Raw genomic sequence first — 21,180 nt, 5'->3', positions numbered from 1 at the left:
GTGCTGCCGTTCGACTTGCATGTGTAAGGCATGCCGCCAGCGTTCAATCTGAGCCAGGATCAAACTCTTCAGTTCAAACCCTGTTACTGTTTTCGGTTCCGTAGAACCGGTCGCTCACTCAACGTACTGACGATGATTTTTTCCATCCAAAGATGAAAAAACCTTCCTCTGATACTTCGTGTGAGACTCTTGATTACTTTTGCTATTGCTCCAGCGCCCAAAAGCACCAGAACCGCACTCGCCATCAAGCGCCCACACTTATCGGCTGTTAGTTTTTAAAGAGCACATCGCAAGACCGTCAAACTTCACTACCGTCTTGCGTCGCTGCGTTGTCTGCAGCAGAGAAACGAGATTATGAAGAACGCTTCGGTTACTGTCAACAAGTATTTCGCTACTGCTTTGCTTGCCGATCGCGCCTGAAACCTCCTACAACCGACTCCAGACACACCAACCGATTCCTCTCTCCCGCTTCCTTCGCGCTCATCGAAGCGCGAAGGAACGGAATTCTAGTAAGTGATTACCCGCTCCGCAAGAGACGCGGAAAAATAATTTGCGAACGGCATCTTGCCGGACGGGACGGCACGCTGCGGCGCCACACGATAAAAGCATGTTCGGAGCGACTACAATTAAAGGTTCACCGCACCAACTTACTCTCGAATCGATATGCGCTCGCGAATCGCCAAACGTATTCCCCCGGATGCAGACAAGCTCGTCAGCCTCTCTCTCGCGCTCTTCGCGTCCGGCAGCCGTGTCGAGGACCGCTTCTGGGAAGCCCGCCTCGACACACTTATCGCCAAGTTGGTACGTAACGGCAATCAGACGACGCTCGATGCCGCGCTCGACCATCTGCAGCAAAATCATCCCGACGCCTACGGCGCGCTCGCCGACATGGCCGAGACGCACAGCGAGTCGTTCAGGATCGACATCGACGGTGCGCCTCACGAAGCGTTGCTCATCGCGGCGCCGGTGCTCGCCTGGACGCGCTATGCGATTCCGTCGGGCACGCTCAAGGGCGACGCCGCCGATGCGCTGCGCACCCAGATGCAGGCGCACGTCCTGGCCGCGGGCGCGCGCGTGACCGTCGCGCCTTATCTCTACAGCATCGACCAGTTGCCGCGGCACCACGTGGATACGGCGCGCCTCGCCCAGCAGTTGCTGCAAACCGTCTTGAGCGGCAGCGCCGCACGTCTGAACCTGTCCGACCTTCCGGAAACTTCGCCGATTCTCGCCGACCCGCGATTCCTGCTGGCCCTGGCCGTCGTGCCGGCCGGCGCGGCGTTGTTCCGCTGGCAAGAAGACGAGAACGGAAGCCGCGTCGAACGAGGTCAATGTCTGGAACAGTGGATCGCGCAAGGAGGGCCGAGCTTCGCCGCCATCCTGCCAGGCTGCGAATTCGAGTGCCTGCTTCCCGACGCCTACTATTCGGCCTGCCGCGACGCCGACGAGCAGGTCCGTCCGCACACCGTACGCACCGCCGTGCGATATCTGTTCGACACGCTCGGCACTGCGCCGCAGGATCTGCGCGCAGTCATCGCGGGGTTCGGCGAACGGCGCATCGACGAATATCGGATCGCTTTCACGCGACGTGGCAGCAACGACGTGATCTACGGAGTCGTGTGGCCACTCTACGGACGCGAAAACGGAGAGCTGGGGATAGAGGAGGACGCCGTCGATCTCGAAGGTGCCGACGGCCCGGTGGAGGAGATCGTCGAATTGCTGAAGAAGGCAGGCGTGACCGATGTGCGCCGTCACGCCGGGCGCTTCGAGCCGGAGTTCTGTGACGACTGCGGCGTGCCGCTCTACGCCGACCCGCTTGGCGAGATCGTCCACGCCGAGATGCCCGAAGACGCGGAGCCAGCGCAGCCTCATTTCCACTGAAGACCGGCGAAAGCGCCGCCGTGGACCGAAACGAACCCCGCCCTCGCGCGGGGTTTTGTGTATTTATGCCTATGCCGTTCGGATAGGGGGCCAAATCGCCCGAAATTTGTCAATATAGCCACTGCCGCCGGCACATTCGACGGCACGAAGTCCCGAAGCCGTGGGCGACGGGTGTATTGACACGAGGTAAAGCATGATAATCAACATCATTGGCTCCGACGCGGAGCGCCGCGCGGGCCTGAAAACATTGCTGCGCCGTATTGCGCGCCAGGCGCAATTCACCGAGGCGAAGGACTGGAGACAAGCCCGATCCGCCTTGAAACGCTCCACCCCTGACATGATCGTGGTCGACTGGTCGCCCAGCCTGCGCATGTGCGACCTTCAGAGCCTGCTCGACGCAGCGCCGCGTGTTCCCGCGTCCATCATGGTCGACCGCTGCGGCGCCGCACTCGTCTATGCGCTGATGAGCGCAGGCGCGATGGGCATCATTCCCCGGTCACTCGACCCGTTCCTGATTCTTCGCGCGCTGGAGATGGTGCTCGTCGGTGGGCACTATATTCCGCCAGACGTCGTCGATCCGGTGTTGACGCACGAGCTCGCCGCTCGGCGCGCCCTGTCCGTCGCGAAGCTTCCGCGCAAAACCCGCCTCCATCCGGCGTTGTCGCCCCGGCAGCAGCAGATCATGCGTTGCGTGCACATGGGAAGCACGAACAAGATGATCGCTAAGACGCTGGGCATCAGCGAAGGTACGGTGAAAATTCACCTTGCAAGTATCTTCCAGCAACTCGGCGCTGCGAATCGCGCAGCCGCGGTCGCGATTTACAACGGCGTGCAGAACTCTCATCTCGAAATTCTGCGCAGTCGAAGCGAAAGATCGGCGCGCGTGATATCGGGCCAAGCAGGCATCATTCCGCTGCGCAGACCGAAGACGCGCTATCCGTCGCTTCTCGACAGCGACGCGGCAGCGCTCCCGATGGCCGCCGAGCCGGAATCGACGTTCTAGCAACAAACGAGGCGAATGGGTCCGTCCTTTGCGCACACGTTTCACGCGCAACGAGTAATATGCAAGACATGGGGTTCTTCTACACACCGCTACCGCTTTGGCTTACCGTCGGCAGCTGGATCGCCGCCGCGGGATTGCTTGCGCTCGCACTGCTTCAGCGCCCCTTCGCGCGCGTGCAGGATGCCACGTTGCAGAACGTGTGGCTCGGCATCATAGTCGCGGTTTCGGTGCTGTGGGCGTGCAATGCATGGTTCGACGACGGACCCGTCATTCATCTTCTGGGCGCGACGCTGATGGTCACGCTGTTCGACTGGCGGCTCGCGCTCATCGGCACGGCTGCGACCACGGGCCTTGCCGCGGTCGTGCTCGATGCTTCGTGGCTTTCGGTTGCGACTACCTACATCCTTTTTGGCGCGTTGCCCGTCGCGGTCTCTACTCTGCTGCAACGCCTGAGCAACGTCGTGTTGCCACGCAATCTCTTCACGTTCATCGCGGGGCACGGATTCATCACCTCAGCGGCTGCGGTCGCGGCGGCGTGCGGCGCGACCGTGCTGCTCGAGATGGCGCTCAACGGCGGACCCGTCGTCATTCCCGCGGCCTTCACCCGCGGCTCGCTCCTGCTGGGCGCAGGCGAAGCGCTCTTCACCGGTTTGCTTACCATTCTGATCACGGTGTACAAGCCCGCGTGGATCACCACGTACGATGTGCGCCGGTATCGCCTCGATCGCGGACCGCGCGTCTAGGTTTCGCGAAACGAATCAGCCCGTTGTCATCGGCATCACCGGATCTCGGATTTCCGGCAATCGGTATGCGCGCAAAGTGCGATAAGATTGAACTCCTCCCCTACACGGCGCATCTTACTTGCCCGTGTCTTCTTAGCGCCAGACTTGATGGAAAGTAACTACGCACCGCGCCGGCTCCTGCGGCTCGTCGGCCGGTTGGCGGTATGCGCGTCGTTGGTATGCGCGTCATCCGCTTTTGCCGATTCGCTCGACGAGCGCAATGAACTGATTCACCACTTCGTCACCGACTTCAAGGCCAATCCGCTCATCGCTGATTGCGCCGCGCATGGCAACTTCATCGCCAGCACATCTTCGGCCTTCGATCACGTCGAATTCCCGCCTACCTCGTTCGATGCCTCGCATTCCACCATCGAACCGTGGAATGATTCGTTCGACGAGAAGAAGCAGCGAATCAAGGTGGACAACGTCGTGACCGTCGAAGGTCAGGGCATGCCGAAAAGCGCCGAGCGCGATCCCACTCCACTCAAGTTCCGTTGCGGCTATGTGGGCAGTCAGATGCTCGCCTTCGGCTGGAACGATCCCGTGCCGCCGTTGCGCGCACGCGCCGAGCCTAGTTCGGCGCGCAGCACGAAGGGCAAGCATGGCGCCAAGACCAAGGCGTCATCGGGCAAGACGAGCACGGCCAAGAGCACATCGAAGTCATCGGCCAAGACCGGAAGCGCGTCCAAGTCGACAAAGAAGACCACCAAGAAGCACTAACCCGCTTCTTTCCTGCGCAAGACACGCGAAAAAGGGCGTGGCCACATGAAGTGGCCACGCCCTTTTCACATCCGCAGCGAGTCGAGTCGCCGGCTCTCAGGCGCCGGACGACTGCAGATGCCACAGGATCGCCTGAAGCATCGACGCGCCGAGCGCGGCGCTGCGCGCGCCGTTCCAGCCGACACTCTCATCCGGCAGATTTGCGTTGTCCTTGAATGGCATTTCCAGCGTGAGCGACAGGCATTTGTACTCGTTGCCGATGTACTTCGACGCGAGCTTGAGCGCATCCGTCTGATACTTGCTCGACTCGTAGCCGTACACGGTCTGAAAATCCGGGCTCGCCTGCCTGAAGAAGTCGACGAACGCCTTCTGCTCTTTCGCTTGCCGCTCGGTGAAGCCCGGCAGCATCTCCGAACCCGCGACGAACACATAGGGAATGGCTTCGTCGCCGTGGATATCGAAGAACATGTCGCAGCCCGTCTCCTCGATCGCCTCGCGCACCGCGAGAACCTCCGGGCTACGCTCGGCGCTCGGCTCCATCCATTCGCGATTCAGATTCGCGCCCGCCGCGTTGGTGCGCAGGTTGCCGAGCACGCTGCCGTCCGGATTCATGTTCGGCACGATATGGAAAATGGCGCGCTCGAAGAGCGAGCGTGCAACCGGATCGCCCGACCAGTCGCCGAAGCCCGCGAGCCGTTTCACGAGGCCTTCGACGAACCATTCGGCCATCGTCTCGCCCGGATGCTGTCGCGCGATGATCCAGATTTTCTTCTTCGGCTCGGCGTCGCCGAAATCCGGAATGCCAAGCGAGAGCACCGACATCGGGCGGCCCTGCACCGTGCTGCTGAGATCGGTCAGCGTCGCGAGCGGCATCTGCTGAACCGCGCCGAGAAATTCCGAATGACGCTCCTCGCTATACGGCTCGAAATACGCGTAGTAAATGCTGTCGAAGTCCGGCGTGTGATCGATCTTCATCACCTGGCCGTCGTACTCGGTCGACACACGGAACCAGTTGACGCGGTCGTAGCTCGCGACTGCGTCGTAATCTCGCCAGCCTTCGGGAAACGCGCACTGCGCCGCGTTCTCGAAGGTCATCACGAGGCGCTCGCCGCGCGCGCCGGACACGCGGAAGTAGAACCATTGCGCGAAATCGGCGTGCGAGTCGGGACGAACGCGCAGGCGGATGTTGGCGGGATCGTCGGCGTTGAGGACTTCGATCGCGCCCGCGTCGAAGTTGCTGGAGATGGAGATGATGCTCATGTGCGTTCCTTGTGCTTGCCGCGCGGGTTTCATTCCGCGACGCGGCGTCGAAATACGTATGTCGTGTCGTTCGACGCCTTCGCATCGAACTTGTAGCCTTCACTATCGAAGCCCTTGAGCGCTTGCGGCTCGTCGATGCGGTTCTCGACCGCGTACCGCGCCATCAGGCCGCGCGCGCGCTTCGCGTGAAAGCTGATGATCTTGTAGCGCCCGCCCTTCCAGTCTTCGAACACGGGCGAGATGACGGGCGCCGTGAGCAGCCTCGGCTTGACCGACTTGAAATATTCCTCCGACGCGCAATTCACCAGCACGCGCGCGCCGCGCTGCTTCTTGAATTGCTCGTTGAGCGCCGCCGTGATGCGCTCGCCCCAGAACGCGTACAGATCCTTGCCGCGCGCGTTCGGAAACCGCGTGCCCATTTCGAGCCGGTACGGCTGCAACAGATCGAGCGGCCGCAAGAGTCCATACAGCCCCGACAGCACGCGCACGTGGTTCTGCGCGAAATCGAGATCGCTCGCCGAAAGCGTTTTCGCGGCGAAGCCTTCATACACATCGCCATTGAATGCGAGCACCGCCTGCTTCGAGTTGTGCGCGTCGAAGGTCGTCGACCAGTCGGCGTAACGCTGAAAATTCAGCGCCGCGAGTTGATCGGAGATGCCCATCATGCCGCCGATCTGCTGCGGCGAAAGCGCGCGCAGGCCGCCGATCAGTTCGGCGGCGTCATCGACGAATTGCGGCAGCGTGTGCTTCCTGATATGGGGAGGCGTCTCGTAGTCGAGCGATTTGGCGGGCGAGAGAACGATTATCATGGAGGCTCGCCGGCACGCCGCCGGCGATCATTGGCATAAACTCCTGATTGTATCGAATGGACAATTCCGCCGCGCCGCCGCTACCGATGCGCGTGGTGCTCGATTCGAATGTCTGGATCGACATCCTCGTGTTCGACGACCCCGCCACGCGCCCGATTCTCGCGGCTCTTGAAGCACGCACGCTCGAAGCGCTGATCGACGAGCGCTGCCTCAGGGAACTCACGCGCGTGCTCGACTATCCGCAATTCGTGCGCATGGAGGTCGACAAAACCGCGGCGCTTGCGACGGTCGCGCGCCTGTCGACACTCGTCGCCGCAACGCCCGATGAAGGCGAACGCCCGTTGCCCAAATGCAAAGACCGCGACGATCAGAAGTTTCTGGAACTCGCGCACGCGGCGGGCGCCGACTGGCTCGTGTCGAAGGACCGCGCGGTGCTGAAACTCGCGCGGCGCGTCGCGCGCGACTTCGCGTTTCGCATCGCCGAGCCGAAGCCGTTCGTCGTCGAACTCGACGCACATATCGCGCCGGCCACGGTCATCGACTGATGCTGTCTTAAAATAGCTGCGCGCCACCTTTCTGCTCAAATGACCATGAACGCCTCGCACGAATTGCCGCCGACACCGCCCGAGCTTTCTTTCCCGTCGCGTCTGCCTGATGTGGGCACGACCATCTTCACCGTGATGAGCGCGCTCGCTACGCAAAAAGGCGCGGTGAATCTCGGTCAGGGTTTCCCCGATTTCGATTGCGATGCGCGCATCGTCGATGCCGTCGCGAGCGCGATGCGCGACGGTCACAACCAGTATCCGCCGATGGCGGGCGCGGCGCCCCTGCGCCAGGCGATCGCGCGCAAGATCGATGCGCTCTATGGCCGCACGTATGACCCCGACACCGAAATCACCGTGACCGCCGGCGCGACCCAGGCGCTGCTGACAGCCATTCTGTGCTGCGTGCATCCGGGCGATGAAGTCATCGTGATCGAGCCGATGTACGACAGCTACGTGCCGTCGATCGAGCTCGCGGGCGGCAAGCCGGTGTTCGTGTCGCTCGAAGCGCCGGACTACGCGTTGCCCTTCGACAAGATCGCCGCCGCGATCACGCCGAAGACGCGCCTTCTGATGATCAACACGCCGCACAATCCGACCGGCCGCGTGTGGCGCGCGGACGACATGAAAAAGCTCGAAGAGATCGTGCGCGGCACCAACGTGCTGATCGTCTCCGACGAAGTTTACGAGCACATGGTCTACGACGGCGCACCGCATGAAAGCGTGTCGCGCTATCCGGAACTGGCGAAGCGCAGCTTCGTCGTGTCGAGCTTCGGCAAGACCTTCCACGTGACCGGCTGGAAAGTGGGCTACGTGGCCGCGCCCGCCGCGCTCAGCGCCGAATTCCGCAAGGTGCATCAGTTCAATGTGTTCACGGTGAACACGCCGATGCAGATCGGCCTCGCGCACTATCTCGAAGACCCGAAACCGTATCTGGAGTTGCCCGCGTTCTATCAGAAAAAGCGCGACTTCTTCCGCGCGGGTCTCGCGAACACGCGCTTTTCGCTTTTGCCGTGCGACGGCACGTATTTCCAGTGCGTCGATTACTCGAAGATCAGCGACATGCCCGAAGCCGATTTCTCGCAATGGCTCACGAGCGAGATCGGCGTGGCCGCGATTCCGGTGTCCGCGTTCTATCACGAGAGCCATGAATCGGGCGTCGTGCGCTTTTGCTTCGCGAAGAAGGAAGAGACGCTCGCGCTCGCGCTCGAACGTCTCGCCAAACTCTGAGCGACGGCGCACCTCGCCGGGCCGTTCGCCGACGCAATGCGCGCACACCATGCGTTCCATCCTTTTGAGGAGCAGAGCCGCATCATGAGTCAGCACGAATACAGGATCGAGACGCTCGGTATCGTCGGCAGCGGCGCGATGGGGCGCGGCATCGCGCAGATCGCGGCGCTCGGCGGGCTGAACGTGCGCCTCTACGATACGAATCCGAACGCGCTCGCCGCCGCGCGCGCGTATCTCTCCGACACGCTCGCGAAACTCACCGCGAAGGGCAAGCTCAAGGAAGCCGACGCGCATGCGGCGCTCGCCCGTATCCGCGATGCGGGCGACAAAAGCGAACTGTCCGATTGCGACGCCATCGTCGAGGCGATCGTCGAGAATCTCGACATCAAGCGCGAACTGTTCCGCGAACTCGAAGCGGTGGTCGGCGAGCGGTGCATCCTCGCGTCGAATACGTCGTCGCTGTCGATCACCGCGATCGCCGCCGGCTGCGCGCATCCCGAACGCGTCGCGGGCTTTCACTTCTTCAACCCCGTGCCGCTGATGCGCGTCGTCGAAGTGATCGACGGCCTGCGCGGCGACCCGCGCGCGGGCGATGCCCTGATGGACCTCGCGCGGCGCATGGGCCACACGCCGGTGCGCGCGAAGGACATGCCGGGCTTCATCGTCAATCACGCCGGGCGTGGCATGAACACCGAAGGTCTGCGCGTGGCGAGCGAAGGCGTCGCGAACTTCGCGGACATCGACCGCATCATGCGCGAGCAGGCCGGCTTCCGGCTCGGGCCGTTCGAATTGCTCGATCTCACGGCGCTCGACGTCTCCCATCCGGTGATGGAATCGATCTATCACCAGTTTTATGAAGAGCCGCGTTTCAGGCCGTCGCCAATTACGGGCACGCGGCTCGCGGGCGGGCTCATCGGACGCAAGGCGGGGGAAGGATTTTATCGTTATGTCGACGGCAAGCAGGACGTGCCGCCGGAGCCCGCCGCGCCCACGCGACTGCCGACGCGCGTCTGGATCAGCCGCGCCTCGCACGCCGGACGCGAGGACGTGCTGAAGCTGATCGCCCGATGCGACTGCACGGTGCACATCGACGGCGGCCCCACGCCCGGGCCGGATTCGCTGATCCTCGTAACGCCGCTCGGCTTCGATGCGACGACCGCCGCCGTCAACGAGCATCTCGACGCGACGCGCGTCGTCGCCGTCGACACGCTCTTCCCGCTCGACACCGTCGCGCGCCGCACGATCATGACGACGCCCGCGACCACGCCCGCCATGCGCGATTGCGCGCACGCCCTCTTCGCCTTCGACGGCGTGCCCGTCAGCGTAATACGCGATTCGGCGGGCTTCGTCGCGCAACGCGTCGTGGCGACGATCGTGAACATCGGCTGCGACATCGCGCAGCAAGGCATCGCGACACCCGAAGACATCGATCTCGCCGTGATGCTCGGCCTCGGCTATCCGCACGGCCCGCTCGCGCTCGGCGATACGCTGGGCGCCGCGACGATCCTCACGATCCTGCGCAACATGTTCGCCGTGCTCGGCGATCCGCGCTACCGGCCGACGCCGTGGCTCACGCGGCGCGCGCAGCTCGGACTTTCGCTTTCCCACATCGAGGAGCTCAGATGAGCGCCGAATTATTGACAGACCGTCCTGCGGGCAGCGACACCACGCTCGTTTTGAAGCTTTCCAATCCCGGCGCGCGCAACGCGCTGCATCCGGACATGTACGCGGCGGGCATCGAAGCGCTCAACACCGCCGAGCGCGACAACAGCGTGCGCGTGATCGTGCTGACCGGCGCCGACAACTTCTTCTGCGCAGGCGGCAACCTGAACCGCCTGCTGGAAAACCGCGCGAAAGATCCGTCGGTGCAAGGTGACAGCATCGATCTGCTCGGCGAGTGGATCAGCGCGCTGCGCGCATCGACGAAGCCGGTGATCGCGGCCGTCGAAGGCGCGGCGGCAGGCGCGGGTTTTTCGCTCGCGCTCGCATGCGATCTGATCGTCGCCGCCGACGACGCCAGGTTCGTCATGTCGTATGCGCGCGTCGGCCTTACGCCGGATGGCGGCGCATCGTGGCTTCTGTCGCGCGCGCTGCCGCGGATGCTCGCGAGCGAAGTGCTGCTCGAAGCGAAGCCGATCGGCGCATCGCGTCTGCATGAAGTCGGCGTCGTGAACCGGCTGACGAAAAAAGGCATCGCGCTCGATGCGGCCATCGCGTGGGCCGACGATCTCGGCAGCGTCTCGCCGAAAGCGATGGCGCGCATCAAGTCGCTCATCAACGCCGCCGACGTGCAGCCGCTCGCCGCGCATCTCGACATGGAACGCGACAGCTTCGTCGATGCGCTCCATCACGGCGACGCGCTCGAAGGCATCACGGCGTTCCTCGAAAAGCGCCAGCCGAACTATCGCTAATTATCGTCAAGCGCACATGGCTCATTACGAATTGCCAAAGCGGCGGCGCATCTTTCTGATGCGTCATGGCGACGTCACCTATTTCGACAACAGCGGCCGCGCGATCGATCCCGAAAGCGTGCCGCTCAACGAGCAAGGTCGCGAGGAAGCGAGCGCGGCGGGACGCGAGTTCGCCGCGCAGAACGTGCGCTTCGATCGCGTGATCGTGAGCGGGCTGCCGCGCACGGTCGAGACCGCGCGGCGCGTGCTCGAAGCGACGGGACAGCGCGTCGACATCGAAACGTGGCCCGAGTGGCAGGAGATTCGCGGCGGAAAACTCAAAGACCTCACGACGGCCGATATCGAGCGCGCGTTTCTCTCCGTGTTCGATGGCGTCGTGGCGGAAGACACGCAGTTTCTCGGCGGCGAGACCATCGGCGAATTGCTCGATCGCGCGCTGCCCGCCGTCGCGCGCCTGCGTGAAGACCGTTCGTGGGACACGGTGCTGCTCGTGCTCCACGGCGGCGTCAACCGCGCTCTGCTCTCGCATGCGATCACAGCGGGTGGACGCGCCTTCTTCGGGCATCTGTCGCAGGCGACGGGCTGCATCAACGCGCTCGACGTCGGCGACAAACCGGCCGATTGGGTCATCCATGCGATCAATCATTCGCCACCCTCGCCGCTGCACGCCGGCGTGCGCAACACGACGATGGAACTGCTCTACGCCCAGTTCGTACGCTACAAGGCCGGCGACATGACGTGAAGAAGTAGCCTGGAGGAGACGATGCAAGACAACGAGACGCACAAGCAGTCCGATTTCTCCGCGTTTGAAGGAACGCGCCCCGTGCAGGATAAACAGCGCTTCGATACCGGCGCGTTGACGTCGTGGCTCGCCGCGCATGTCGATGGCTTCGACGGCCCGTTGAGCATCGAGCAATTCGCGGGCGGCCAGTCGAATCCGACGTTCAAGCTCGTCACGCCCGGGCGCAGCTACGTGATGCGCGCAAAGCCCGGCCCCGCGGCAAAGCTCTTGCCGTCCGCGCATGCCATCGAGCGCGAGTATCGTGTGATGGACGCGCTCGCCGCCACCGACGTGCCCGTCGCACGCATGCTCGCGCTGTGCGAGGACGAACGCGTGATCGGCCGCGCGTTCTACGTGATGGAGTTCGTGCAGGGCCGCGTGCTGTGGGACCAGTCGCTTCCCGGCATGACGCCCGACGAGCGCGCCGCGATCTACGACGAAACGAATCGCGTGATCGCAGCGCTTCATACCGTCGATGTCGAAGCCGTGGGCCTTTCGACCTACGGCAAGCCGGGCAATTACTTCGAGCGTCAGATCGGGCGCTGGAGCAAGCAGTATGTCGCCTCGGAGACCGAGCGCATCGACGCGATGCATCGACTGATCGAGTGGCTGCCGCAGCACATTCCCGCTTCACGCGATGCGAAGGTCAGCATCGTGCATGGCGACTATCGGCTCGACAACCTGATCTTTCATCCGGGTGAGCCGCGCGTGCTCGCCGTGCTCGACTGGGAACTCTCGACGCTCGGCGATCCGCTCGCCGATTTCGCATATCACTGCATGGCGTGGCATGTCGATCCGTCGCAGTTTCGCGGCATCGCCGGACTCGACTGGGCCGCGCTCGGCATTCCCGACGAAGACGAGTACGTGAGGCGCTATTGCGCGCGCACGGGCTTCACGATCGAAGGCGACTGGAACTTCTATCTCGCCTACAACATGTTCCGCATCGCTGCGATTCTGCAAGGCATCATGAAGCGCGTCGTCGACGGCACCGCTGCGAGCGCGCAAGCCATCGATGCGGGCAGGCGCGCGCGTCCGATGGCCGAGCTCGCGTGGCAATACGCGCAGAAGGTAGAGAGGAAGGCATGAACTTCGACTACACGCCCAAAGTGCAGGCATTGCGCGACAAGCTGCTCGCCTTCTTCGATGCGCACATCTATCCGAACGAGCGCGCCTATGCCGAAGAGATCGCGGCGAACCGGGCATCGGGCAACGCGTGGGTTCCGACGCGCCTCATCGAAAGCCTGAAAGAAAAAGCGCGCACCGAAGGGTTATGGAACCTCTTCCTGCCGTCATCGGAGCGCGGCGCGGGCCTGACCAATCTGGAGTACGCGCCGCTGTGCGAAATCATGGGCCGCGTGCCGTGGGCGCCGGAAGTCTTCAATTGCAGCGCGCCCGATACCGGCAACATGGAGACCATCGAACGCTACGGCACCGATGCGCAGAAGGCGCAATGGCTCGAACCCCTGTTGCGCGGCGAGATCCGCTCGGCGTTTCTGATGACCGAGCCGGAAGTCGCTTCGTCGGATGCGACCAACATCCGTTGCAGCATCGCGCGCGACGGCGACAACTATGTGATCGACGGCCACAAATGGTGGTCGTCCGGCGCGGGCGATCCGCGCTGCAAGGTGTATATCGTGATGGGCAAGACCGACACACAAGCGCCAAAACACGCGCAACAGTCGATGATTCTCGTGCCCGCCGATGCAGTCGGCATCACGATGCATCGGCCGTTGAACGTCTTCGGTTACGACGACGCCCCGCACGGCCACATGGACATCACGCTCGATAAGGTGCGCGTGCCCGCGACGAACATGCTGCTGGGCGAAGGACGCGGCTTCGAGATCGCGCAAGGGCGACTAGGACCGGGCCGCATTCACCATTGCATGCGCCTGATCGGCCTCGCGGAACGCGCGCTCGAACTGATGACGAAGCGCACGATGGAGCGCGTCGCATTCGGCAAACCGATCGCGCAGCATGGCGTGACGCAAGAACGCATCGCCGAGGCGCGCATCATGATCGAGCAGGCGCGGCTTTTGACGCTCAAGGCCGCGTACATGATGGACACCGTCGGCAACAAGGGCGCGCGCGGCGAGATCGCGATGATCAAGGTGGTAGCGCCGAACATCGCGTGTCAGGTCATCGACTGGGCGATTCAGTCGCACGGCGCAGGCGGCATCTGCGATGACTTCCCGCTCGCCTATGCGTATGCGTCGGCGCGCACGCTGCGTCTCGCGGACGGCCCCGACGAAGTGCATCGCAATGCCATCGCGAAGCTCGAACTCGGGAAGTACGCGTCAGGCAGTTGACGCGGCCGGATTGCGCAAGCCGAAGAGTGCGGCGGAATCCACCGTCAGCACGAGCTCGCCGTGCTGGTTGTGCGCCTCCCAGCGCGTCTGCACGATGCCGCGATCCGGCTTGCTCTTCGACACGCGCTTGTCGAGCACGCGCACGGTGAGCCGCACCGTATCGCCGACGCGCACGGGCTTGATCCAGCGGATGTTGTCGAGACCGGGCGAGCCCATCGAGGTCGAATCGCCGACCATGTCGCGCACGAGGATGCCCATCATCGCGGAACACGTGTTCCAGCCGCTCGCGACGAGCCCGCCGAAATGCGACGCCTCGCCCGCCGCGTCCGACACATGAAATGGCTGCGGATCGTAGCGCGTCGCGAATTCGATGATCTCCTCGCGCGTGAACGTATGCGCGCTCAGCGTCACCGCGCTTCCGATGTCGAAATCTTCAAAAGCATAGGTCATGCGGTTCTCCCTTCCGTTATGGCGAATGTGGGTAATGAAGCGAAGCGCGCGAGATGATGATCGACATCGCCGAGCGTCGTCTCGACGATCGACAGCCGCTTGAACCAGTGCGCCGCGGGCAGTTCGTTCGTCATGCCCATGCCGCCGTGCAATTGCACGGCCTGTTGCCCGACGAAGCGTGCGGCCTGTCCGACGCGCACCTTGGCAGCGGAAATGGCTCGGGCGCGCGTCGCTGCATCGTCGTCGGGATAGCGTGCGGCGGCGAGATACGTGATCGAGCGCGCCTGTTCGGCGTGGATCAGCATATCGACCATGCGATGCTGGAGCACCTGAAAACGCGCGATCGGCATGCCGAACTGCTCGCGTTCCTTCGCATAGTCGACGGTCGCGCGGTTGAGCGCATCGAGTGCGCCGAGCGCTTCCGCGCATAGCAGAAAGGTCGCGTAATCGGCGATTCGCTCAAAGATCGCGGCGCCGGTTCCGCGGCCGCCCAGACGTGTCGCGGGCGTCTTATCGAATGTGAGCGTCGCGGCATGCTGTCCGTCGATCGTGCGGTACTCGGCGATGTGCACATTCGCCGCCTCCTTATCGACGATGAACAGCGCCACTTCGCCATCGATGCGCGCGGGCACGATCCAGTGATCGGCTTGCGCGCCGTGCTGCACCATCGATTTCGTTCCTTCGAGCGTGAAGCGGTTGCCGTCCGCGTTCGCGCTCGTGCGCAGATCGAAAAGGTCGTAGCGCGCGTGCGGCTCGTGAAACGCGACAGCCAGCCGTATCTCGCCGCGCCCCGCGCGTTCGAGCAACTCGCCGGCATCCGCAGCCAGCCGCAACGCTTCGATGCCCACGGCCGTCGCCCAATATGGCTCGACGACGAGCGCACGGCCGAGCTCCTGCATCACGACGAGCATGTCGACCGGCCCGCCGTCGAAGCCGCCCTGCGCTTCGGGAACAGGTAGCGCGAGCAGGCCGAGCTCGGCGAACGCGCGCCAGTGCTTTTCATCGACGCCCGCTTCCGATGCGACGATGCGCTGACGCGCGTCGAACGCATATTCCTTGTCGAGATAGCGACGCAGCGCATCGCGAAACTGCTGCTGTTCGTCGCTGAGAGTGAAGTCCATGCGCCGCTCCTCAAAGTCCGAGAATCATCTGCGCGATGATGTTCTTTTGAATCTCGTTCGAGCCGCCGTAGATCGATGCCTTGCGGAAATTGAAATAGTACGCGGCGAGCGGCGCGGCATCGTCGTCGCCGGTTGCGCTGTGCTCGCATAGGCCATCGAGGAACGCGGGATCGAACGCCGCCGCTTGCGGGCCGACGGCTTCGACCATCAGTTCGGTCAGCGCCTGCTGCACTTCGGTACCCTTGATCTTGAGCATCGATGCTTCCGGGCCCGGTCCCTTGCCGCCCGCCTCGCTCGCGATGACGCGCTGCACGGTCACTTCGAGCGCCATCAGTTCGATTTCGAGCGCGGCGACTTTCGCGGCAAACAACGGATCGTGCAGGAGCGGCTTGCCGCCTTTGGCGCGATCGAGTGCCAGGCGCTTGAGAAAGAGCAACTCGCGTTTCGACTGCCCGACGCGCGCGATGCCCGTGCGCTCGTGCCCGAGCAGATACTTCGCATAAGTCCAGCCGCGGTTCTCCTCGCCGACGAGATTCTCGACCGGCACGGGCACATCCTCGAAGAAGACTTCGTTGACTTCGTGATCCTCGTCGAGCGTGATGATCGGGCGCACCGTAATGCCGGGCGTCTTCATGTCGATCAGCAGGAACGAGATGCCTTCCTGCTTCTTCGCTTGCGGATCGGTGCGCACGAGGCAGAACATCATGTCGGCGTGCTGGCCGAGCGTCGTCCAGGTCTTTTGACCGTTGACGATGTAGTGATCGCCGCGCCGCTCGGCGCGCGTGCGCAATGATGCGAGGTCGGAGCCCGAGCCGGGTTCCGAGTAGCCCTGGCACCACCAGTCGGCGCCGTCGAGAATGCGCGGGAGATAACGGGCTTTTTGCTCTTCGCTGCCGTACTTCATCAGGACCGGCGCGACCATCGAAACGCCGAAGGGCAGCACCATCGGCGCACCCGCGCGGGCGCATTCCTCGTCCCAGATGTGGCGCTGCGTGACGGTCCAGCCCGGGCCGCCATATTCCTTCGGCCACGCGACCGCCGACCAGCCGCGCGCGGCGAGCAGCTTGTGCCAGCTCGCGTAGTCGTCGCGGGTGAGACGCTTGTGATGGAGGACTTTGTCGCGCAGCACGCGCGGCAGACTGGCGTCGAGCCAGGTGCGGATGTCGACGCGAAAGGCGTCGTCGGCGGGAGAATAGTTGAGGTCCATGCGCGGTGTCTCCAGTCATGGCTCATTCCGGAGCCAGAGGAGACGCCGCACGCGAACGTTACTGCAGCGGCTCTTTCAATGCGTCCGGAACAGGCAACGGCATCACGTCGATCCCTTCTTCGAGCAAGGCATGCGCGTCTTCGGGCGTCGTGACGCCGCGAATGTTGCGCGCCGGCGCCTCGTTGTAGTGTATGCGCCGCGCTTCCTCGGCAAACCGCTCGCCCACGTTCTCGGTCTTCTCGATCAGTTCGCGCATGAACTTCAACGCGCGCGCCTGCAACGCGGCCGCTTCGGGCACGGCCGCAGCCTGCGGCGCGTTCGGTGCGGGGTGCGCCGGCGGCGCCGCTTCGCCCCGCGCCGACGACAAATTCAGGCGCGGCGCGGACGGCATGCGGCTCACATCGGTCGCGGCGCACACCGGACATGCGATCAGCTTGCGCGACAGTTGCGACTCGAACTCTTCGGTCGAGGCAAACCAGCCTTCGAACCGATGGTCATGCGAGCACTTTAAATCGAGGACCTTCATGCTGATGGGGCTTCGTTGAAGTTTATCTCAAATTCGAGATTTTGGAACGATCGTTCGCATGTCCGCACGAACGAAGCGGACCGGATTCGGCGAAGCAACCATTCTAGCCGCTCGGCCCCGGCACCGCTTTCGGCGATGCAAAAACGACGAAAGCGGCCATCGAGGCCGCTTCCGCGTTTTTCATTCTTCAACTCAGCCGCCGAGCGTCCATGCGCCCGAACGAATCTTCTCCAGCCAGAACACGCCGATGATGGTCTTCACGTCGCTGATGCTGCCGTCCTTTACCCAGTTCATCAGTTGCGCTTCGTCGGCGATGAAGGTTTCGAGGAATTCGCCCTCGTCCAGCCGGGCATCGCCTTCGGTCAGGCCGCGCGCGAGGTAGATGTCGATGAATTCCGTCGAATACGAAATCACCGGATGAATACGCGTGAGGAACGTCCATTCGCGCGCGGTGTAACCCGTCTCTTCTTGCAGTTCGCGCTTCGCGCACGTCAACTCGTCCTCGTTGGGATCGAGCTTGCCTGCCGGAAATTCGAGCAGCACGCGGCCCACCGGATAGCGGAACTGACGTTCGAGCAGCACGCGGCCATCGTCGAACACCGGCAGGATCATCACCGCGCCGGGATGCTCGACGAACTCGCGCGTGGCGTGCTTGCCGTCGGGCAACTCGACGGTATCGCGCTTCAGCGTGAGGAATTTGCCCTCGTGCAGCGTGACGCTTTCGACCTGCTTTTCGATGAGACCGTCGTCGTTGCCGGGTATCGAGGAAAGATCTGCCATCTTGAGCCCTGTGCCTGTGAAGCAAACAAGCCGCTGAGGGCGCGAGCCTTCAGCGGCGTTTGACGAGATATTGAAACGTGAAGCCCGGAAAGGCGAGCACCACGAAGAGACTGAAGGTAACGGCGTAGAACTGCCATCCCTGGTCGAACCGGTTGCCGGCGCGCGCTTCGAGCATGAAGCCGAGCGCGCCGACCACGAAGTAAAGAGCGATGAGCTCGCCGATGCGAATCCACGCGCTCTTCTTCGCCACTCTGTGTCCCGTCGGCGCCGGAAGCGGCAACGGGACGATGGCAAAGAGGCGCTGATTCAGGAACGGCACGTTGGCGAGAACGAGCGCCAACAGAACGATGAACCAGCCCGCCGCCGACATTACAGCGGCAGCGTATGCGCAATCGCCGTGAGGCACGCCGACATCAGCGGACCCGGCACCAGACCGAGCACGAGCACGGCAAGACCGTTGAACGCGAGGAGCGAGCGGTTCAGGCTGCCGGCGACGATCGGCGATGAGTCGGTCGGTGCATCGAAGTACATCAGCTTCACGACGCGCAGGTAGTAGAACGCGCCCACGAGCGAGGTCATCACGGCAAGGACGGCGAGCCACGTGAGGCCGGCGTTCATCGTCGCTTCGAGCACGGCGAGCTTCGCGTAAAAGCCGACCGTCGGCGGGATGCCGGCGAGCGAGAACATCATGACCATCATGACGAACGCGAATACCGGGCTGCGCTGATTCAGGCCCTTGAAGTCCTCGAGCATTTCGGCTTCGAAGTCGCGGCGGGCGAGCAGCATGACCACGCCGAAGGAACCCAGCGTCGTGACGAGATAGATGATGCTGTAGAACATCGCGGAGCTGTACGCGCCCGCTGCGCCGTCGACCTTGTCGTTCACGACGCCCGCCAGAAGCCCGAGCAGCACGAAGCCCATGTTGGAGATGGCCGAATAAGCCAGCATCCGCTTGATGTTCTTCTGCACGATACCCGTGATGTTGCCGACGATGAGCGACAGCGCCGCGAGAATCACGAGCATCTCCTGCCAGTCGACGGCCAGCGGCAGCAAGCCCATCACGAGGAAGCGCAGGCCCCACGCGAAGGCCGCGACCTTCGGGCCGCCGCCGGTGAGCAGCGTCATCGCCGTGGGTGCGCCCTGATAGACGTCGGGCACCCACATGTGGAACGGCACCGCGCCCATCTTGAACGCCACGCCCGCGACGACGAAGATCACGCCGAAGAGCAGGACTGCGTCGTTGATGCGGCCCGAAGCCACCGCTTTCAGCACTTCGTTCAGTTCGAGCGAGCCGGTCGCGCCGTAGAGCATCGAGATGCCGTAGAGCAGGAAGCCGGATGCGAGCGCGCCGAGCACGTAGTACTTCATCGCCGATTCGTTCGACTGCGGCACGTCCTTGCGCAGCGCGATGACCGCGTACAGCGACAGCGACATCAATTCGAGGCCGAGATACAGCGTGAGGAAGTTGTTGCCCGAAATCATCACGCACTGGCCGAGCAGCGAGAACAGGCCGAGCAGGAAGAAATCGCCGCGGAACAGGTCACGGTCTTCCAGATACTTCTTCGAGTAGATGATCGACACCGCGTAGCCGAGGCAGACCACCGCTTTCATCGCGCTCGCGAACGGATCGACGATGTACATGCGCGTGAAGAAGTAAGCCGGCGTCGGATTGAGCGCGGTGAAGGCGAACCACACACCGACGACGATCGTCGAGACGAGCGCGATCAGATACGTGGTGCCCCGGCTCTTCGGGCCGAATATTGTGTCATTGAGCCAGGCGATGACGACCGCGGCCATCAGGACCGCGTCGGGCCACAACATACTCATGGGAGCGTTTTGCATGATCTCTTAGTTCCTCCTCACGACGTTACTGAGCCAGCGGCAGCTTGGACTGCGCGACGTGGGAGAGCAGGTTTGCCACCGATTCGTGCATCACGTCGGTGAAAGGCTTCGGATGCAGGCCCATGTACAGCGTGAACACCGCGAGGATGGCGAGCATCAGGAATTCGCGCTTGTTGATGTCCGCGAGCTTCGCGACGTGGTCGTTCGCGACCGCGCCGAAATAGACCCGCTTGTACATCCACAGCGTGTACGCCGCGCCTAGAATCAGCGTGAACGTAGCGAGGAACGCGATCCAGAAGTTGTACTTCACCGCCGCCAGAATCACCATGAATTCGCCAACGAAACCCGAGGTGCCCGGCAAGCCGCAGTTGGCCATCGCGAAGAGCATCACGAACGCGGCGAACTTCGGCATCGTGTTCACGACACCGCCGTAATCCGCAATCTGACGCGAGTGGACGCGGTCGTACAGCACGCCGATCGAAAGGAACATCGCGCCCGAGACGAAGCCGTGCGAAATCATCTGGATGATCGCGCCTTCCATGCCGAGCTGGCTCGACGGGCCGAACATGAAGAAGCCGAGCGTGACGAAGCCCATGTGCGCGATCGACGAATACGCGACGAGCTTCTTCATGTCGGTCTGCACCATCGCGACCAGACCGATGTAGATGACCGCGATCAGCGACAGCGTAATGACGACAGGCGCCAGGAAGTGGCTCGCGTCCGGCGCGATCGGCAGCGAGAAGCGCAGGAAACCGTAGGCGCCCAGCTTCAGCATGATCGCCGCCAGCACCACCGAGCCGCCCGTGGGCGCTTCGACGTGCGCGTCAGGCAGCCACGTGTGCACCGGGAACATCGGCACCTTCACGGCAAACGCCAGGAAGAACGCGATGAAGAGCAGCACCTGCGGCGTCATGTCGAGCTTCGCCGCCTGCCACGTCGCGAGGTCGAACGTGTGCGTCTGCGTGTAGAGGTATAGCAACGCGACCAGCATCAGCAGCGAGCCGGCCAGCGTGTACAGGAAGAACTTGAACGCTGCGTACACGCGATTCGGGCCGCCCCACACGCCGATGATGATGTACATCGGAATGAGCGTAGCTTCGAAGAACACGTAGAACAGCAGGCCGTCCGCCGTCGAGAACACGCCGATCATGATGCCCGAGAGGATCAGGAACGCGGCCATGTACTGCGAGACGCGCTCGGTGATCACTTCCCAGCCGGCGATCACGACGACCACCGTGATGAGCGCGGTCAGCACGACGAACCACATCGAGATGCCATCGACACCGAGGTGATAGGTGATGTTGAAGCGGTCGATCCAGTTCGACTGCTCGACGAACTGCAGCGCGGCCGTCGACGTATCGAAGCCGGTGATGAGCGGAATCGTGACGATCAGCCCGAGCACCGAGCCGATCAGCGCAATCCAGCGCGCGGGCGCCGGATTGCGGTCGTTACCAACGGCGAGTACCAGCAGACCGAAAATGATCGGCAGCCAGATCGCGACACTGAGAATCGGAAAAGAGTGCATAGGATCC

General features: G+C 63.1%; 21 protein-coding genes and 1 rRNA gene. 11 read left to right on the top strand and 11 right to left on the bottom strand.

The window, feature by feature from the left end; translation table 11 throughout:
• Window positions 1–75 (bottom strand): 16S ribosomal RNA (locus AWB74_RS11625); the annotation flags it as partial.
• A 588-nt stretch (window positions 76–663) separates the two neighbouring features.
• Between AWB74_RS11625 and AWB74_RS11620 the strand changes: the two genes are divergently transcribed.
• The 4 genes from AWB74_RS11620 (at window position 664) to AWB74_RS11605 (ending at window position 4,383) form a co-directional block, all read left to right on the top strand.
• Complete coding sequence (locus AWB74_RS11620) at window positions 664–1,878, top strand: DUF2863 family protein (RefSeq protein ID WP_061146897.1); 1,215 nt, start codon at window positions 664–666, stop codon at window positions 1,876–1,878.
• Between the two features lie 193 nt (window positions 1,879–2,071).
• Window positions 2,072–2,881: a LuxR C-terminal-related transcriptional regulator gene (locus tag AWB74_RS11615; RefSeq protein WP_061146896.1), complete on the top strand. Its 810-nt coding sequence runs from the start codon at window positions 2,072–2,074 to the stop codon at window positions 2,879–2,881.
• A gap of 68 nt (window positions 2,882–2,949) precedes the next feature.
• Window positions 2,950–3,624, top strand: coding sequence for an energy-coupling factor ABC transporter permease (locus AWB74_RS11610; RefSeq protein WP_061146923.1), 675 nt, complete (start codon window positions 2,950–2,952; stop codon window positions 3,622–3,624).
• Window positions 3,625–3,771: 147 nt separating this feature from the next.
• Window positions 3,772–4,383, top strand: a complete 612-nt coding sequence (locus AWB74_RS11605) for a BspC domain-containing protein (RefSeq protein WP_061146895.1) — start codon at window positions 3,772–3,774, stop codon at window positions 4,381–4,383.
• A 96-nt stretch (window positions 4,384–4,479) separates the two neighbouring features.
• On the opposite strand, the gene AWB74_RS11600 is transcribed toward AWB74_RS11605, so the two are convergent.
• Window positions 4,480–5,643, bottom strand: coding sequence for a M14 family metallopeptidase (locus AWB74_RS11600; RefSeq protein WP_061146922.1), 1,164 nt, complete (start codon window positions 5,641–5,643; stop codon window positions 4,480–4,482).
• Window positions 5,644–5,672: 29 nt separating this feature from the next.
• On the bottom strand, window positions 5,673–6,452 hold the full coding sequence (gene yaaA / locus AWB74_RS11595) for a peroxide stress protein YaaA (RefSeq protein WP_061146894.1): 780 nt from the start codon (window positions 6,450–6,452) through the stop codon (window positions 5,673–5,675).
• Window positions 6,453–6,508: 56 nt separating this feature from the next.
• On the opposite strand from yaaA, the gene AWB74_RS11590 reads away from it, so the two are divergent.
• From AWB74_RS11590 to AWB74_RS11560, 7 genes are all read left to right on the top strand, one after another.
• Window positions 6,509–6,997 (top strand): putative toxin-antitoxin system toxin component, PIN family, encoded by a 489-nt coding sequence (locus AWB74_RS11590; RefSeq protein WP_061146893.1) that lies wholly within the window; start codon window positions 6,509–6,511, stop codon window positions 6,995–6,997.
• A 45-nt stretch (window positions 6,998–7,042) separates the two neighbouring features.
• Window positions 7,043–8,224 carry a pyridoxal phosphate-dependent aminotransferase gene (locus tag AWB74_RS11585; protein WP_061146892.1) on the top strand — a complete coding sequence of 394 codons (1,182 nt, stop codon included), beginning with the start codon at window positions 7,043–7,045 and terminating at the stop codon, window positions 8,222–8,224.
• An 84-nt stretch (window positions 8,225–8,308) separates the two neighbouring features.
• On the top strand, window positions 8,309–9,850 hold the full coding sequence (locus tag AWB74_RS11580; protein WP_061146921.1) for a 3-hydroxyacyl-CoA dehydrogenase: 1,542 nt from the start codon (window positions 8,309–8,311) through the stop codon (window positions 9,848–9,850).
• Entirely contained in the window at window positions 9,847–10,635 is a 789-nt protein-coding gene (locus tag AWB74_RS11575) for an oxepin-CoA hydrolase, alternative type (RefSeq protein WP_061146891.1), read from the top strand. The genes AWB74_RS11580 and AWB74_RS11575 overlap by 4 nt, the downstream gene beginning before the upstream one ends.
• A gap of 16 nt (window positions 10,636–10,651) precedes the next feature.
• Window positions 10,652–11,377: a histidine phosphatase family protein gene (locus tag AWB74_RS11570; protein ID WP_061146890.1), complete on the top strand. Its 726-nt coding sequence runs from the start codon at window positions 10,652–10,654 to the stop codon at window positions 11,375–11,377.
• Between the two features lie 21 nt (window positions 11,378–11,398).
• Window positions 11,399–12,502, top strand: coding sequence for a phosphotransferase (locus AWB74_RS11565; RefSeq protein WP_061146889.1), 1,104 nt, complete (start codon window positions 11,399–11,401; stop codon window positions 12,500–12,502).
• Window positions 12,499–13,722, top strand: coding sequence for an acyl-CoA dehydrogenase family protein (locus AWB74_RS11560; RefSeq protein ID WP_061146888.1), 1,224 nt, complete (start codon window positions 12,499–12,501; stop codon window positions 13,720–13,722). Before AWB74_RS11565 ends, AWB74_RS11560 begins: the two co-directional genes overlap by 4 nt.
• Here AWB74_RS11560 and AWB74_RS11555 read toward each other — a convergent pair.
• The 8 genes from AWB74_RS11555 to AWB74_RS11520 all read right to left on the bottom strand — a co-directional run bounded on the left by AWB74_RS11555 (window position 13,711) and on the right by AWB74_RS11520 (window position 21,173).
• Window positions 13,711–14,172 carry a MaoC family dehydratase gene (locus tag AWB74_RS11555; protein ID WP_061146887.1) on the bottom strand — a complete coding sequence of 154 codons (462 nt, stop codon included), beginning with the start codon at window positions 14,170–14,172 and terminating at the stop codon, window positions 13,711–13,713. The two genes, AWB74_RS11560 and AWB74_RS11555, sit on opposite strands and share 12 nt — an antisense overlap.
• Entirely contained in the window at window positions 14,169–15,293 is a 1,125-nt protein-coding gene (locus AWB74_RS11550; RefSeq protein WP_061146886.1) for an acyl-CoA dehydrogenase family protein, read from the bottom strand. The genes AWB74_RS11555 and AWB74_RS11550 overlap by 4 nt, the downstream gene beginning before the upstream one ends.
• A gap of 10 nt (window positions 15,294–15,303) precedes the next feature.
• A complete protein-coding gene (locus AWB74_RS11545) occupies window positions 15,304–16,500 on the bottom strand; it encodes an acyl-CoA dehydrogenase family protein (protein WP_061146885.1) in 1,197 nt (398 codons plus the stop codon).
• A gap of 58 nt (window positions 16,501–16,558) precedes the next feature.
• Window positions 16,559–17,026: a DUF1178 family protein gene (locus AWB74_RS11540; RefSeq protein WP_061146884.1), complete on the bottom strand. Its 468-nt coding sequence runs from the start codon at window positions 17,024–17,026 to the stop codon at window positions 16,559–16,561.
• 192 nt (window positions 17,027–17,218) lie between these two features.
• Window positions 17,219–17,806, bottom strand: a complete 588-nt coding sequence (locus tag AWB74_RS11535) for an NUDIX domain-containing protein (protein WP_061146883.1) — start codon at window positions 17,804–17,806, stop codon at window positions 17,219–17,221.
• Between the two features lie 49 nt (window positions 17,807–17,855).
• The gene (locus tag AWB74_RS11530) at window positions 17,856–18,176 is read right to left on the bottom strand and encodes a DUF2818 family protein (protein ID WP_061146882.1); all 321 of its coding nucleotides are present in this window, start codon (window positions 18,174–18,176) and stop codon (window positions 17,856–17,858) included.
• The gene (gene nuoN / locus AWB74_RS11525; protein WP_061146881.1) at window positions 18,176–19,648 is read right to left on the bottom strand and encodes an NADH-quinone oxidoreductase subunit NuoN; all 1,473 of its coding nucleotides are present in this window, start codon (window positions 19,646–19,648) and stop codon (window positions 18,176–18,178) included. Before nuoN ends, AWB74_RS11530 begins: the two co-directional genes overlap by 1 nt.
• 25 nt (window positions 19,649–19,673) lie before the next feature.
• Window positions 19,674–21,173 carry an NADH-quinone oxidoreductase subunit M gene (locus tag AWB74_RS11520; RefSeq protein WP_061127320.1) on the bottom strand — a complete coding sequence of 500 codons (1,500 nt, stop codon included), beginning with the start codon at window positions 21,171–21,173 and terminating at the stop codon, window positions 19,674–19,676.
• Window positions 21,174–21,180 lie beyond the last annotated feature (7 nt).

This window comes from Caballeronia arvi (genome assembly GCF_001544695.2).
GTDB classification, from domain to species: Bacteria; Pseudomonadota; Gammaproteobacteria; order Burkholderiales; family Burkholderiaceae; genus Caballeronia; species Caballeronia arvi.
The sequence above is the reverse complement of the archived record's forward strand: the minus strand, read 5'-3'. Positions and strand labels throughout refer to the sequence as shown.